Genomic DNA, 16,343 nt, shown 5'->3' with positions numbered 1-16,343 from the left:
AGCTTGCTTGTTTTATGGCTATTTGGTTAGTTAGCGCAAACTGGTTGCTTGAGATTTATAGGTAGATTTGGGCAATACAATCTATTTTTCAAAGAGTAGTGATTCAATTTTTTTAAGACGTTCCTCTAGTGCTTCATGTTTTTGTTTTAGTATATCATTCTCTTTTTTAAGCTCTATAGTGTAGAGAAATAACTCTTCTATCTTTTCTAAATTTTTTACTGAAGTTTCACTTAAATTAATAGTCATTCCTTGCTCTTTCACTTCATTATAAGATGTTACCCCAGGTAAATGTCCATTCTCTTTTATAAATTTTTCAACTTCATCTAAAGTTTTAAAAGTGTATTCATCATTAATTTCTGAAGTATTATTATAATATTTTTCGAAAACATAATCTGGATAGGTAGTGGTATCGCTCTGGAAAGATGTTGCTTGTGCTGTTCCATTTACTACTAAGGGATTACCAGCACCTATATTTATTACTACTCTGTCTGCTCCATTTCGTAAAAATCTAAATGAATCGTTACTGTCACGATACATTAGTCCCCAATTTTCAAAGAGAGAAGATTGTGAAAACACCATACGGTCCGTGTTTGAAGTTCCAGATTCAAAAAGATACATCATAGAGCTTGGTGTTCCAGTAGTAGCTGGAAATGTAATACTTGTTTGGTCACTTGTAAAGTTAATATTGTCTCCAGCTGTAGCGACATCAAGTTGGTTTCCAGATCTTGACCAAAAAGAAGTGCTAGCTGGTAAATCTACCCAACCAACATTACCACTTCCATCTGTTTGCATTATTTGCCCGTTTGTTCCTCTAGATTGGGGTAAAATATAATTATTGGTTGTTGTTGTACCTATTGAAACATTTCCTAAGAAGTAGCCTGAAAAGCTACCAGGTTTTAAAACCACACTACTAATACCATAATGTGTTCCTCCGCCTCCGGTATTTATATTTGTCCTAAAACCGTATCTATCACCATTACCGCCAGCGATTACTGCATCAAATCCTACTTTTACTCCATTTCCAGTATTATTAAAAACATTAGAAACGCCAGTTTGTAAACCGTTTCCAGAGCCAAAAAATGTATTGAAAATCCCCACTCTGTTACCGGAACCATCATTTGTAAATCTATTGTTCACTCCTCTTTGTGTTGTAGGGGAGTCTCCAATAAACTCATTTCTAATTCCTTCTTCTTCATTTGCAGAGGTTGAGTTAAACCTGGAATAGGTACCAAAAAAACTTCCAGTTCCATTACTGCCAAGAGTATTATAAACGCCATAATGATCACCAGAGCCATCACCACTTATAATATTATAAACACCTTGGTGTTGACCATTCCCATCATTTGTAATGGTATTAACGGTACCGCTTTTTGAAATGTCATCTGTGCCATCCATTAAAACATTTACAGCTCTCAGTCCTATCGCAGAAATATCGAGTGGATAAAGTGCAGTTACTCTTCCAATCGCTACATTGCCCTGTGTGTAAATATCATCATTTATGTTGTCTGGAGCATCAGTAGTTCCTACCTCATAAAAGTCATGATCTTCACCAGCTATGCTTGATGTGTCCACCCAATTCACATTGCCACTCGCATCGGTTTGCATTATTTGCCCGTTTGTTCCTCTAGATTGGGGTAAAATATAGGTGTTTGCTGTAGTTGTTCCAATTGCTGTTCTCCCTAAAAAATATCCTGCATAACTATCAGATTTTGTGACATCACTATAAACTCCGTAATGAATTCCAGCGTTAGTTGAAGGAATATTTACATGATATCCATATTTATTTAATGAACTTTGAACCGTACCCCCAAAAACAATTGAAGATCCGTATAATGTTCCGCTTACTTGATTTCCGGCAAAACTTGGAAAAAGTGTATAGGTTCCATACTTTTCACCGGTACCCGTATTATTAAAAAAATTGTAAATACCATATTGGATGCCAGCCCCTCTACCAATGTTGTTGCGCACCCCATAGATAGGAGCTGTGTTTGTTATAGTGTTATTACCAATTACATTAAACACTCCATATTTTTCTCCCGTGCTTTGAGTTTGATAGATTTGATTTCTTGTTCCTATAGTAGTTCCAGTACCTGATATATTTACATTATTATATGTCCCATAACTTAGGTTTCCAAGAGTGTTTGTTCCTTGAAGAACATTGTAAATTCCTGAAGCCGTTCCATTATTATTTACTGTTACATAATTATCTGTTCCACCTAGAAAATAGGCATTTGTGCCAGCGACTTGATTACGAACTCCAAATACTCTAGGAAAAATACCAAGAACTGTACTTGCCCCATTAATAGTTACACGGTTTTCTATACCATATGACCCAGAAGTAGAAGCGTTATCAATAGTTCTTGATAATGAGTTATATATTGAGCTATATCCGCCAGATTCTGATGTTGTTATATTATTTATTCTAAGAGCATTTATATTACTAGAGTTTTCTGAGATAGTAATTTTTGCTAAAGGGTTTGTGGTTCCAACACCAACATTTCCTTGTGTAAAAATATTGTCATTTATATCATCTGGAGCATCAGTAGTTCCTACCTCATAAAAGTCATGATCTTCACCAGCTATGCTTGATGTGTCCACCCAATTCACATTGCCACTCGCATCGGTTTGCATAATTTGCCCGTTAGTACCTCTTGAAGCAGGCATGATATAATAATCTGGTGTTCCAGATTGAAATGGTGTTGTCCCAATTGCAACTGCACCTTTAAAAAACCCAGAGAAACTTCCAGCTTTTGAAACATCACTATAAATCCCATAGTGAGTACCTCCAGCTGCAGCATTAATGGTATTGTAACTACCAAATTTTCGTTCGGTTCCATTTCCTATTATATCATTATAGGTACCGTATATTCGACCTGAACTATTGCTTTGTAGTACATTATGTGTTCCATAACGAGCACCAGAACCCGTACCATTTAAAAAATTATACGTACCCCTTGCTGCACTAGTTGCGGTGCTAGTAACCTCATTATATGTTCCATTTCTAAAACCATTTCCGCTTCCAGCAACACGATTGTAGTTTCCATGTTTAGTGCCATTTCCGGAACCTATAATTTGTTGATAGCTGCCAAAATGAGTACCTGTACCTGTTCCAGAAACAGTATTGTATGTTCCGTAATGGTTGCCATTACCGCTATTAGTGTTGCTAATAAATTGTCCATATTGTGCGCCATTGGCGGTTCCGTTAAGCATAATATTTTGTCCTCTAATAGCATCAGTAGCTTCAATATCGAGTGGATAAAACGCCATATTTTTACCAATAGCTACATTTCCTTCAGTATAAATATCATCTGTTATATCATTAGGTGCGTTTGTAGTGCCTTCTTCAAAAAAATCTGCATCACCACCACTATCTGCACTAGTAGAAAGTTTTTCCCAAAGCGTACCATTGAAGACATAAAAACCAATTCCAGCGCCCCCAGTTACACTTGCATTGGTATTATAAATAAGTAGTCCATTAGCAGCGGTGTTTATTCCATCTAATAAGCTGTTGTTTACATTAGTGAGCGCTACTCTGGGAACTAACAGCCCTTTGTTGCTAGAATTTATATCGAGCATGGATGAGGGTTCTGGAGTTGTTGTGTTAATTCCAATTTGAGAATAACTGCTTTGGAGGGCAAAAAAGGTAAAAAAAGCACAAATAGCGTAAAGGTAGATTTGGGGTCTTTTTACGGTGTGTTTTTTTAAAGATATCATTGTGTTTTAGGTTTTGTTTCATCTCTTAGTTTTTAGAAATGCAAAAAGGTTAACAGAAGAAAAAAATTTTTCTTGTTAACCTTTTAAAAATTGGTTGTACTAAAGGGAGTATAAATACTTAAAAACTTTAAAAATGAAAATTCAAAAACACGCAATCTTATTATTTGTAGCCTTAACAACACTTTATTCTTGTGATAAAATAGACGAGTTAACCGAGTTTGATGTAGATGGAAACTTTACAACAACAATTACTGTAGCGGTAGCAGAAGACCCTAACGGAGAACCACAGGCATTTACACAATCTGGAATGATTAATATTGCCGAAAATCAGGATATTCAAGACAACTTTAATAAAATAGAAAGTGTGACAATTAACAGCTTAACATATGAAATTACTAATTTTTCTGGAGCTGAAGGGGCAATCATAACTAACGCCTCTATTAATTTTGGAGCAACCACCATTCAGGTAACAGATCTTAACGTACAACAAGCAGATGCAGATAATCAAGTTTTTTCTGTAAACAATACCCAACAGTTAAATGCTATTGCTGCAGCATTAAAAAATTCCCCAAACCTTACCGTTACAATTTCTGGAAGTGTTAATGACACGCCAGTAAATTTTAATGTGGTAGTGAAAGCAAATGTGACAGTAACTATAGATGCTGCATAATTGATTTCGTGTTTAGGTTAACCGTCATTGCAAATTGTAATGACGGTTTTTTATTTTTCTGCTTTTTCTGAAGTTTTTTTATGTTAAAGTTTGCGCTTCTTTTGGTTAAAAAGTTATGTTATCAAATTGTAAAGTGAAGCCTTGCTTAAGCACTATAAAATGTATGTTTCCGAGGCTTTTCAACTGCATTTTTTTTAATTGTTAATAATTGAAGTTTAATTTTATAAGCATCTGATTTTAAAATATTTAAAGCTTCAATTTAACAAAACAATAATAACACTTGTAAATTATACGTGTTGAAAACTTTGTTGAAAACCTAACTCCAAATTTTCAGTTTTTCGCTCAAATAATTTCCATATTTGTTAGTCCCTAGTAACGTCAAAATTTACAAATTTTAAAAAGCAAAGGACAATGAGCGCAACAGAACCCATTTTACAGGAAAACAAAAATAGATTTGTAATCTTCCCAATACAGCATCATGATATTTGGGATTGGTACAAAAAATCTGAAGCTAGTTTTTGGACAGCTGAAGAGATAGATCTACATCAAGACCTTACAGATTGGAGTTCTAAATTAACAGATGATGAGCGTTATTTTATCAAACACATTTTAGCATTCTTTGCAGCTAGTGACGGAATTGTAAACGAAAACCTAGCCGAAAATTTTGTAAACGAAGTTCAGTACAGCGAGGCAAAATTCTTTTATGGTTTCCAGATTATGATGGAGAATATCCATAGTGAAACCTACTCTTTATTAATTGATACGTATGTAAAAGACGATAAAGAAAAAGACCAGTTGTTTAATGCAATTGAAAACTTTCCAGCTATTAAGAAAAAAGCAGACTGGGCATTAAAGTGGATTGAGAGCCCAAGCTTTGCAGAGCGTCTTATTGCTTTTGCAGCTGTAGAGGGTATTTTCTTTAGTGGTGCATTCTGCTCTATTTTTTGGTTAAAGAAAAGAGGGTTAATGCCAGGGCTTACATTTTCTAACGAATTAATATCTAGAGACGAAGGAGTGCATTGTGATTTTGCAGTACACCTGCATAACCACCACTTAATAAACAAGGTGCCAAAAGAGCGTATTAGAGAAATAATTGTAGATGCGTTAAACATTGAGCGTGAGTTTATTACAGAGTCACTTCCGGTGAGTTTGATAGGAATGAACGCAAACCTAATGACACAGTACTTAGAGTTTGTTACAGATAGACTTCTTGGCGAACTAGAATGCGAGAAAGAGTACAACACTAGTAATCCATTTGACTTTATGGATATGATTTCATTACAAGGAAAGACCAATTTCTTTGAAAAGCGTGTTTCTGAATATCAAAAAGCTGGTGTGACAAACAAAGACAAGGATTCTAATAAAATTAGTTTCGACGCAGATTTTTAGAAAGGTATCCGCTTTCTCCCCAAAGGGCGGACTTTTCATTCTATAACGTTGATAATGTGAAATGTAACAATTTCGCCCTAGGAGCGTTACCCAAAATTTTAAACTAACTATTAAATAAGTAAATAAGATGAATGTAATTAAAAGAGATGGCCGCAAAGAACCCATTATGTTCGATAAGATTACGGCACGTGTTCGTAAACTATGCTACGGATTAAATGAACTAGTAGATCCTGTAAAAATATCTATGCGTGTAATTGAAGGACTATACGATGGTGTAACTACAAGTGAACTAGATAATTTAGCGGCAGAGGTAGCTGCTACAATGACTACTTCGCACCCAGACTATGCGCGTCTTGCGGCACGTATTTCTGTCTCTAACTTACATAAAAACACAAAGAAGACCTTTAGCGAAGTAATGAAGGACTTGTACGAGTATGTAAATCCTCGTACCGGAAAAAAAGCACCTTTATTAAGTGATGAGGTATATAAAGTAATCCAAGAAAATGCAGACGAATTAGATTCTACTATTATTTATAATAGAGATTTTGGGTACGATTATTTTGGGTTTAAAACATTAGAAAGATCTTATTTATTAAAGTTAAATGGTAATATAGCGGAGCGTCCGCAACATATGTTAATGCGTGTTTCGGTTGGTATTCATCTTGACGACCTAGCAGCAGTTAAAGAAACGTATGAGTTAATGTCTAAAAAGTTCTTTACGCACGCAACGCCTACTTTATTTAATAGTGGTACACCAAAACCTCAAATGTCATCTTGCTTTTTACTTACTATGAAGGATGATAGTATTGACGGTATTTACGATACATTAAAACAAACTGCAAAAATCTCTCAGTCTGCTGGAGGAATAGGATTATCTATTCATAACATTAGAGCAACAGGATCTTATATCTCTGGAACTAATGGTACCTCAAATGGTATTGTTCCTATGTTACGTGTATTTAATGATACAGCCCGTTATGTAGATCAAGGAGGAGGGAAGCGTAAAGGTTCTTTTGCCATGTATGTAGAGCCATGGCATGCAGATATCTTTGATTTCTTAGACTTAAAGAAAAACCACGGTAAAGAAGAAATGCGTGCACGTGATTTATTCTATGCTATGTGGATTCCAGATTTATTTATGAAACGTGTACAGGATGATGCAGAGTGGACTCTAATGTGTCCTAATGAATGTCCAGGACTTTTTGATTGTCATGGAGATGAGTTTGAAGCATTGTACCATAAATACGAAGCTGAAAATAAAGGAAGAAAGACTATCAAGGCGCGTGAACTTTGGGAGAAAATAATGGAATCTCAAATTGAAACGGGAACGCCTTACATGTTGTATAAAGATGCGGCAAACCGTAAGAGTAACCAGAAAAACTTAGGGACTATTCGTTCTTCAAACTTATGTACAGAGATATTAGAATATACATCACCAGATGAAGTGGCGGTATGTAACCTAGCTTCTATTGCGTTACCTATGTTTGTGAAAAATGGAGCCTTTGATCATAAGGAGTTATTTAGGGTAACAAAAAGAGTTACTAAAAACTTAAACAAAGTAATAGATAGAAACTACTATCCAGTAAAAGAGGCAGAGAACTCTAACTTCCGTCATAGGCCAATTGGGTTAGGAATTCAAGGACTGGCAGATGCATTTATTATGCTACGTTTACCATTTACTAGTGACGAAGCAAAGAAGTTAAATCAAGAGATTTTTGAGACCCTTTACTTTGCTGCTGTTACTGCTTCTATGGAAGAAGCTAAAAAAGATGGTGCCTACAAAACATACAAAGGTTCACCAATTTCTAAAGGAGAATTCCAGCATAATCTTTGGGGCATTAAAGATGAAGAATTAAGCGGTCGTTGGGATTGGGGAAAATTACGTAAGGATGTAAAAAAACATGGTGTGCGTAACTCATTATTAGTAGCACCAATGCCAACAGCATCTACGTCTCAAATTCTTGGAAATAATGAAGCGTTTGAACCGTATACTTCTAACATTTACACACGTCGTGTATTAAGTGGAGAGTTTATTGTTGTGAATAAGCACCTGCTAGAAGACTTAGTAAAACTTGGTTTATGGAACGATGATTTAAAAGAACAAATCATGCGAGCTAACGGTTCTGTACAAGATGTTGACATCCCACAGGATTTAAAAGAATTGTACAAAACAGTTTGGGAACTAAGTATGAAAGATATTATAGATATGTCTCGTCATAGAGGATACTTTATAGACCAATCGCAGTCACTTAACTTGTTTATGGAGAATGCTAATTTTGCGAAGCTTACCTCAATGCATTTTTATGCTTGGAAGAGTGGCTTAAAAACAGGAATGTACTACTTACGTACAAAGAGTGCTGTAGATGCAATTAAGTTTACACTTAAAAAAGAAGCCAAAAAAGAACCTATTGTAGTTGCAGAGAAAGCAGCAGTTGAAGCTACTGAAGTTGAAGCTACAAACGTAGAGGGAAAACCAATGTCTCCTGCAGAGTTTAGAGAGATGCTTAATAAATCTCAAAATGGAGGCCCAGATGATGATTGTTTAATGTGTGGGTCTTAATATTTTCATGTTAATGTATAAAAAAGGGCGACTATCTGGTCGCCCTTTTTTATTCTAAAATATCTGTTCCCAAATACCCATCGTCTTTATTGTAATACCAAGCTCTGTTTTTTGGCATTTTTATTTTATTGATTAGTACTTCTTCTGTCAGTAAAATATATTCTCCAGTATTTGCACCTTCGGCTTCTGGGTCTCCTTTAAAAAATTGATATACTTCCATAGCATAAGTAGCTGGGTCAAAATAAAAAAACCAAACATCGCTACCTACTTTTTGAGTATAGTTAACTTGTAAGACTAAATATTCTTTCCCTTTAAAGGTCCTTTTTGTGACAGTTTCAGAAATTATAGTGCCTTCATCTTTTAGTTTCATTGGCAAACCATATAAGTAGGTGTAGTAGTTTTTATAGAGAGCTGCTGTTTCACAAGGTGTTCTGTTTTGCTTGGGCGCATCTTTTGCAATATTTGTGTTACATACTCCTTTGTTAATAGTATAAACTGTTTTTATAGTGTCTCTAACTGCAGTCACGCTAAAGTACTCTTCAGGAATATTTATGATAATATCGCTAAGCCTATCTGAGGCAGTTGGTGTTTTCATTCGTACAGTAAATTCTGCATTAAAAGTGTTCCAAGCACCTGTTGGATCATGATATTGAATGCTTTTATCAAGGAGTTGTTTTCCTGTAAGTTCTTGTGCGGATAAATTAACACTATTTAGTAAAATTAGTAGTAAGGTAATTATGGTTTTCATTAGATAAAAGTAAGCATATATAATAAAGTTATATGGTAAAAAAAATGTTATCTAGTACTAGATAACATTTTTTTTTAGTAAGGCAAGCCGTTATTCTAAAGTACATCAGTCTTTTTAGAATTGGTATACTCACGGTAGTAATGTTCAAGCAAGCTATTGGTGTCTGTAACAATATCTTTACACTCTAAAATAATGGTAAAGTATAATGAAGTGTTTTTTCCGGTGCTTCCTGTTTCTTTAGACCTTTGTATTTGAGTGTCTATTTCATTTGAAATGAAATCTAAGAATTCTTGTTTTTTGTCAATAATATTAGGAAGGTTATCTAGTGTATTATTATCAAACTCAGTTTTAACTTCACTAAATAGTGCTAGTAACATTTCTTCTACTTGCTTTAAATCTCGTATTTGATTAAAACGGAGCCCTTTGTGCCCATTTTTAACATGCTTGTAGCTCTTAGAGCTTATTTTACTTAGAGACTGCACAATGTCTTCTAAAGAATCTTGAATGAGGAGATAAAAACGACTTGCTGCTGTAGAAGTTTCATCAACATTTTTCATATAATAAAAAACGTGATTGTTTAATTCATCAATTTCGTCACTTAATTTGTCACTTTGTTTAATAGCCTTCTTAAGCCCATTTAAGTTTTGTCTTCCAAGACTATCAATAGTGTAGCTTAAAAGTTTTGCGCCACGCTTCATAACAGTAGACACGTTTGAAGAGCTTTCTTCAATAACACCAACAATCGATGAGCTTTCTGCTTTTTTAAGTTTTAACTCTTCTTTAATCTCTGTGGCTTTCTTTTTACTTTGTATATAATTTCTAACAATAAGAACCATAGCTAATACAAATAAACCTATAAGCGCTATTTCTCTAAATTGATAAATTAAAAAGGCTAATAATGCAGCAGCAGTAAAAGCACTAATAGCTGTCATAAACCACCCACCTACAACATTGATTACCCCAGATACACGATATACTGCGCTATCACTTCCCCAGGCTTTATCTGCTAAAGAGGTTCCCATCGCTACCATAAAGGTAACATAGGTAGTAGACAAAGGTAGTTTCATCCCAGTGGCAATAGAAATTAGGACACTCGCTACCATTAAGTTTACAGCAGCTCTAACCATATCGAAGGCTGGAGCATCTGCCAATAGTACTTTTGTGCTTGTAGGTAAAGCAAAACGTTGTCTAATGCTTTCATTTAACTTTTTAGGCATAATTTTTATTAAACCATTATTGACTCCAATTACACCACGCACTAAATTTTGTGATAACAAGTTGGGTTTAAAACGTTCTTTAACTTCATCTTGTCTTGATAAATCTACAGAAGTTTTTACAACACGCCTTGCTTTTTCACTAAACCAAAGAGTTAATACCATAATTAAACCTGCTAGTAATAATAGAAGAGGTTTTGTGGGAACTTTTTCGGCTAATACTTCCATGCTAAAAGCAGAGGCATCTATGCCAGATGCTGCCCAAGCTTCGTACGAATTATAAGCAGCCATGGGGACTCCAATAAAGTTTACGAGGTCATTACCTGCAAACGCCATAGCGAGTGCAAAAGTCCCAAGAATGATAATTAGGCGGTAAATATTCAGTTTAAAAAACTTTGCAAGCAAATAAGAAAAGACTGTCCAAACTCCAGCGTTAATTGCTAAAAACGCCCATAGATTCTCACCAGCCCAAGCACTAAAATTAGGGGGTAGGATAGAAGCTCCTTTTAATCCTTTAATTATTATAAAATAGGCTATGGCAGTTGTAGCAAGTCCTCCAAAAACAGCTGCTGTCCAGGTTGCTTTTTTATGAAAGTTAAAGGTTAATAAATATCTAGATATAAATTGAACAATGGCTCCAATTGTAAAAGCGATCACCACGGAGAGTAGAATTCCAATTATAATTTCTAAGGCTTTTTCAGAGTTTATGTATTCTCCCAATTGCAGCAGACTATCATCATTGCCCATTATTTTAATGATGGAAACACAAACGGCTGCTCCTAGTAATTCAAAAACAATAGAAACAGTTGTAGATGTGGGCAGTCCAAGACTATTAAAGAAATCTAATAAAAGGATATCTGTAATCATTACTGCCATAAAAATGATCATGATTTCATCAAAAAAGAATTTCTCTGGCATAAAAATTCCTTTTCTAGCAACTTCCATCATCCCACTAGAGGAGAGTGCTCCAAAGGCAATCCCTATACTAGCTACAATCATAATAGTTCTAAAAGAAATAGCTTTTGACCCTATAGCAGAATTTAAAAAGTTTACAGCATCATTACTAACACCAACTACAAGATCTGCAATAGCTAGGATAGCAAGGGCTATCAACATAATGAGGTAAATAGAATCCATAAAGAATAATATGATTATTTAGCAAAATTGATATTATTTTTTAAACCATATGTTATGTAATTGTTATGAGTTACTTGTGTTGATAGTATAGTAATACCTTAATAGCAACTAATTCTAGAAATAAAAGGTATTAATGTAATTATCTCTAAAATGTTAAAATAACATACTTAAATTATTGTAAATCAAATTATTATAAGTTTAATGTTAATTTAATGTTACGTAAATGTTTCGTAATAGTGAATTATTTCCTATATTTGTAAAGTAATTATTAAATAGTCCCGTTATGAAAAGAATGATTTTAAGTATTGTAGTTGTATTTTTTGTTTCTGTAAGTTTTGCACAGGATGTTGCAACTCAAAATAAATATAAAGTAAAAGGAGATTTAATTGAAGCAATTTTGTACCATAGTAATGGAGAAATTGCTCAAACAGGATTTTATACAAAAGACAATAAGCTACAAGGTGAATGGTTTAGCTATGATGTAAATGGAGATAAAACTGCAGTTGCTTACTATGAAAATGGTAATAAAGTAGGTACTTGGAAGTTTTTTATAGGAGATATTATTAAAGAAGTTACCTATACAAATGCTGCCATTGCAAAAATAACTACCATGGAAATTAAGAACACACAAGTAGTATCTAATAAATAATTAGTTATAAATTTATTTTGCAAAAAAAAGCCTGTGAGAATAATTCTCACAGGCTTTTTAAATCTTATTATTGGCTTAATTCAAATACTCTTATAAACCTCTAGTCCATCCAGCTCCCCATGTAGCATAGTCTGTACCAGTACCATTTCCATCACCAGAAAGGAAGTCTGCTTCATCAAAAGTGAAAGTTGTATCATTTTTCACTTTTGTATTTACATTATTAAATGTAACATCTATTGCTTGAAGTAAATCATCAAGTACTCCTTGTCCTGTTGGATTATCTCCCATATCTCCATCAAGGTCAAAACCTTCATCAAAATCTGAAATTAAAACGTTAGTAAAAATTCCTTGTGTTCCAGCACGTAATCTTATTGCTTCATCATCTGTATCTCCAGAACCTACAATAGTTACATTAGTTACATTAGGAGCAGAGAAGTATCCACCTTCGTTAGAGAAGTCTGTATTGTATCCGTCACATTCAAAAGCTTTATCGTGAGCTCCAGCAATTTGCTCGATGTAAATATCTGTAAGATTTCCAGTATAACCTTCAGTCCAGTCTATTGAATCATCTTCAGAACCAACAACAGATAAATGACTAGCGTTTACAGTTCCTCCAAAAAATTCAAATCCATCATCAGAACCAAAATATAGTTGTACATAATCCATAACTGTTGTGTTACCAACACCATGAATTGATACACCATTTAACTCTGTGTTACCATTAATAGCACCACCAGCATATTCTACACGTACATATCTTAAAATTCCAGAATCATCTGCTGGATCATTACCTCCGTAGCTTAAACTTCCAATTTCAGTAGTAGAAGTATCTGTAGATCCAACTGCTGTAGAGTTTATTGGAGCAAATCCGCAAAGAACTAAACCTCCCCAATCTCCAGACCCAGGGTTTGATGCATTAGATGTAAATACAATAGGGTTGTTTGCATTAGCGTCTGCAATTATTTTTGCTCCTTGTGTTATAGCAATGTATGCATTAACTCCTACAGGTGCAACTCTTACAGTAGTTCCTGGTGCAATATTAAGCGTAGTTCCAGAAGACATAATTACTGGACCATTTACTAAATAGTCTTGGTCTGCAGTTAAGTTTAAATCTGAAGTGTAAACTCCACTTAATATAACTACATCATCACCACCATCATCACCACCACCATTGTTATTGATTGTAGTAACACTATTGTCTTCGATAATAATATCTGCAGTGTCGTCGCTTTCACATGAAGCGAATGCAAAGGCTATTGCGCCTATGAATAAAATAAATTTGGTTTTCATCATTTTAAAGTTTAAATAAATAATTGTTTTTATAGTTTATATTTCAATGTTAATCCTACATTAATTCCTCTTTTGTATTCACGTAGAGTAACGTCTCCAGCGTCATTAATTAGTCCAAACTCTGTTAAGAAAGGGCTACTCTGCGCACCTGTGTTTTCTCTAACTCTTGTGACATCTGGGTTTAAGATATTTTTTACACTAAGGTTAGCCTCAAAGTGATCTCCAAAACTGTTTCTCCAAACAAGGTTTACAGTAGGAACCGACTTTTCTATAATATCACCTAGCCCACCACTACCAAGAGCGGCAATTCTGTCTGAGAAATAAGATACTACAGCCGTTACTTTAGGTTTGTAATTTCCAAAGGTTGGGGTGTAATTAATATCTGCATTGGCAATAAACTCTGAAGCTCCTTGAAGCTCAGACTCGGTTCTATCACCAAATGAAGTTCCATAACTAAAACCATCTGTAGTTGATACTGTTTTTAGATCTTGATTGGTGTTAGTATATGCAAAGTTTCCACCTACAGTAAACAATGGATTTTCGTCTGCATCTAAGACAAGATTTTTTCTTAATTCAAGTTCAACCCCAAATACATCTGCTTGGTCACCTGTTCTAAAATATCTTTGTGTTCCTGTAGCATCTGTTGCTACAACTAAGTTAATAGGGTCTTTAATGGTTTTTGAAAATAAACTAAGTGCTATTAGCTCATTTCTACCCGGAAACCATTCGTACTTTAAATCTGCATTAAATATTTCTGAATAAGCAGCTCCAGTACCGTCAGCCTTTCCTAATACATCAGGGTTACCACCTATACGTTGTGTAACTTCTTCATATACAAAGTTTGCTGCTTCCTTAAATTCTGGATAAGATGCTGTTAAACTTCCTGCTAGACGTAAATTCATATCCTCGTTTAATGCATACTTAATGTTTAAACTTGGGAAAAATAAATTGTCTGTTACATCACGAAACCCTGGATCTGTTGGTACAGGATTAATAACATCGTACTCAATAAATTGAGACCAGTTTTCGATTCTTACACCTGGGACAAATAAAAAGTCTCCTGCTGTAATGCTTGCTTCAAATAAACCTGCATGGATATCTAGATTACCCTGATAGGTATTTTCATATAATTGTGGAACATTAGTTAAACCTATAATTGCATCCAGTCCTTGTGGGTTTGTAGCTACTTGTAGGTTCCATAAGCTTCCTAAATTGGTTGGGCTAAAAAAGTCGTTAAGACTAAGAGGGTCTAAAACAGGATTGGCATTTTTATCTAAAATTTCATAACCATAACGCCAGTTATTAAATCTACGTTCTTTAGTACGTCCATTATATCCAACTGTAAAGTTTATGTTTTCTGAAACTTTATAATTAACGTTTAAATAGCTATTTAATTCATCATCCTCTATACTCTGGAAATAACGCTGGTTATCAAAAACAATGTTATCGTAAAAAATAGGATTTGTTGTTGGGTCATCGTCTAGAGTGAATTGATAGTCTTCTAAAGATATACGCTTTCTGTCTGGTTGATCAGAGAATACTTTATTAAACCCAACTCCCCAATCTACTAGCCAATCTTCATTAATAGTATGGGTTCCGTTTAATTGATTTACAAAAATTATATCTTGGTCAAACTGTACGTTAGACTGGTAAAAACCTCCATCTCCGTTTCCACTAAAACCATCTCTGTTAAAACCATTTCCGCCAACACCAAAGAAGCTTGCTTCATCTTTAGAGGTGTTTGAGAACAAAGAAGAAAATTTAAGCTTGTGTCCATCTTTATGGTTGTATATAATAGAACCTAGTGCAGATGTGTTAGTACCATATCTGTATTCTTCAACTTCAGGGAAACGTAATTTTACATCATTTGTAAAATCTACCGCAGGGCCTTCTCTATATTCATATGAGTTTCCAAAGATTGCAGTTCCGAAGAAACTTAAACGTTGGTTGTCATCAATATTAAAAGAGTATCCACCTTCTATACTTCCGTTAAATGGAATTGCAGTTCCTGTCTCATCAGGATCTACTCCATGTGATAATACAATTGCAAACGGGTTATTATCATATCTGTTATAAAAGCCAAAGTAGCTGGTTCCTTCACTTCTTAAAAAATCTTCTCCAATAGCAGCACTATTAAAACCAGAATTTACAGATACAGCTAAGTAACCAGGACCTGTATACTCTTTAGAAACTATGTTTACATTACCTGCGCTAAAGTCACCAAAGTACTTACTGGTGTATGCTTTACTTACCCCTACACTTTCAATAATTTCTGAAGGGAATAAATCTAAATCAATATTCTTTCTATTTACGTTGTTTGAAGGTAAAAACAGGCCGTTAAATGTTGTATTTTGGTAACGATCACCAAGACCTCTTACATAAACCTCGCTACTTCCTTGCTGTTGAGATATACCAGAGATTTGAGCAACAGCAGACGCTGCATTATCAACTCCTTTTCTAGATAATTCTTCAGCACCAATATTTTGAGTAATTGTAGCTGCTTTTTTCTGTTCAATAAGCAAAGCTACTTCACTATTTCTTCGAGCAGTAGTTTTAATTACAACTTCGTCTAGTGCTGCTGCACTTGCACCCATAGGTACATTAATTGTTGTGACTTTATTAGCTTCTACAGTTGCAGCTAACTCTACAGTTTCATATCCTACAAAACTAAATACAATAGTATAACTACCTACCGGAACATTTTCAAGAGCGTACAAACCATCTATGTCTGAGGTTGTTCCTGTTGAAGTCCCTTTAATAATGACATTTGCAAAAGGAAGCGGTTCGTTATTAAAATCTTTATCTGTCAATTTTCCAACTATAGAACCTGTTTGGGCTGATAGTCCAATAGTGAATAAAATAAGTGCGAGTGTTATTATAGTCTTCATTAGTTGTGTTAAATTTATTGTGCAAAGAAACCTACATCATGTAAAGATGGCGTTAACTACAGGTTACTAATTTGTGATAGATAT

General features: G+C 34.5%; 9 protein-coding genes. 4 read left to right on the top strand and 5 right to left on the bottom strand.

Annotated elements, in window-relative coordinates; translation table 11 throughout:
* Nucleotides 1-81: 81 nt before the first annotated feature.
* Nucleotides 82-3,714 (bottom strand): beta strand repeat-containing protein, encoded by a 3,633-nt coding sequence (locus tag RM538_RS04915; protein WP_311332289.1) that lies wholly within the window; start codon nucleotides 3,712-3,714, stop codon nucleotides 82-84.
* Nucleotides 3,715-3,847: 133 nt separating this feature from the next.
* Between RM538_RS04915 and RM538_RS04910 the strand changes: the two genes are divergently transcribed.
* The 3 genes from RM538_RS04910 to RM538_RS04900 all read left to right on the top strand — a co-directional run bounded on the left by RM538_RS04910 (nucleotide 3,848) and on the right by RM538_RS04900 (nucleotide 8,333).
* A complete protein-coding gene (locus tag RM538_RS04910; protein ID WP_311332288.1) occupies nucleotides 3,848-4,384 on the top strand; it encodes a hypothetical protein in 537 nt (178 codons plus the stop codon).
* A gap of 411 nt (nucleotides 4,385-4,795) precedes the next feature.
* On the top strand, nucleotides 4,796-5,773 hold the full coding sequence (locus RM538_RS04905; RefSeq protein WP_311332287.1) for a ribonucleotide-diphosphate reductase subunit beta: 978 nt from the start codon (nucleotides 4,796-4,798) through the stop codon (nucleotides 5,771-5,773).
* 127 nt (nucleotides 5,774-5,900) lie between these two features.
* Entirely contained in the window at nucleotides 5,901-8,333 is a 2,433-nt protein-coding gene (locus RM538_RS04900) for a ribonucleoside-diphosphate reductase subunit alpha (RefSeq protein ID WP_311332286.1), read from the top strand.
* 49 nt (nucleotides 8,334-8,382) lie between these two features.
* Here the strand turns inward: RM538_RS04900 and RM538_RS04895 are convergent, their stop codons facing one another.
* Nucleotides 8,383-9,081: a DUF6503 family protein gene (locus RM538_RS04895; protein WP_311332285.1), complete on the bottom strand. Its 699-nt coding sequence runs from the start codon at nucleotides 9,079-9,081 to the stop codon at nucleotides 8,383-8,385.
* Between the two features lie 95 nt (nucleotides 9,082-9,176).
* Nucleotides 9,177-11,432: an inorganic phosphate transporter gene (locus RM538_RS04890; protein WP_311332284.1), complete on the bottom strand. Its 2,256-nt coding sequence runs from the start codon at nucleotides 11,430-11,432 to the stop codon at nucleotides 9,177-9,179.
* A gap of 283 nt (nucleotides 11,433-11,715) precedes the next feature.
* Here RM538_RS04890 and RM538_RS04885 point away from each other — a divergent pair, with 283 nt between their 5' ends.
* Nucleotides 11,716-12,081 (top strand): toxin-antitoxin system YwqK family antitoxin, encoded by a 366-nt coding sequence (locus RM538_RS04885; protein WP_311332283.1) that lies wholly within the window; start codon nucleotides 11,716-11,718, stop codon nucleotides 12,079-12,081.
* 90 nt (nucleotides 12,082-12,171) lie between these two features.
* Here the strand turns inward: RM538_RS04885 and RM538_RS04880 are convergent, their stop codons facing one another.
* Nucleotides 12,172-13,374 (bottom strand): multidrug transporter, encoded by a 1,203-nt coding sequence (locus tag RM538_RS04880; RefSeq protein WP_311332282.1) that lies wholly within the window; start codon nucleotides 13,372-13,374, stop codon nucleotides 12,172-12,174.
* Between the two features lie 26 nt (nucleotides 13,375-13,400).
* Nucleotides 13,401-16,259 (bottom strand): TonB-dependent receptor, encoded by a 2,859-nt coding sequence (locus RM538_RS04875; RefSeq protein WP_311332281.1) that lies wholly within the window; start codon nucleotides 16,257-16,259, stop codon nucleotides 13,401-13,403.
* Nucleotides 16,260-16,343 lie beyond the last annotated feature (84 nt).

It is taken from the genome of Patiriisocius hiemis, assembly GCF_031846325.1.
Lineage (GTDB): Bacteria > Bacteroidota > Bacteroidia > Flavobacteriales > Flavobacteriaceae > Patiriisocius_A > Patiriisocius_A hiemis.
The sequence above is the reverse complement of the archived record's forward strand: the minus strand, read 5'-3'. Positions and strand labels throughout refer to the sequence as shown.

Coding starts and splice junctions, on each gene's coding strand:
- RM538_RS04915 (WP_311332289.1), bottom strand. CDS start 3,714: ATGATATCTTTAAAAAAACACACCGTAAAAAGACCCCAAATCTACCTT.
- RM538_RS04875 (WP_311332281.1), bottom strand. CDS start 16,259: ATGAAGACTATAATAACACTCGCACTTATTTTATTCACTATTGGACTA.
- RM538_RS04905 (WP_311332287.1), top strand. CDS start 4,796: ATGAGCGCAACAGAACCCATTTTACAGGAAAACAAAAATAGATTTGTA.
- RM538_RS04885 (WP_311332283.1), top strand. CDS start 11,716: ATGAAAAGAATGATTTTAAGTATTGTAGTTGTATTTTTTGTTTCTGTA.
- RM538_RS04910 (WP_311332288.1), top strand. CDS start 3,848: ATGAAAATTCAAAAACACGCAATCTTATTATTTGTAGCCTTAACAACA.
- RM538_RS04895 (WP_311332285.1), bottom strand. CDS start 9,081: ATGAAAACCATAATTACCTTACTACTAATTTTACTAAATAGTGTTAAT.
- RM538_RS04900 (WP_311332286.1), top strand. CDS start 5,901: ATGAATGTAATTAAAAGAGATGGCCGCAAAGAACCCATTATGTTCGAT.
- RM538_RS04880 (WP_311332282.1), bottom strand. CDS start 13,374: ATGATGAAAACCAAATTTATTTTATTCATAGGCGCAATAGCCTTTGCA.
- RM538_RS04890 (WP_311332284.1), bottom strand. CDS start 11,432: ATGGATTCTATTTACCTCATTATGTTGATAGCCCTTGCTATCCTAGCT.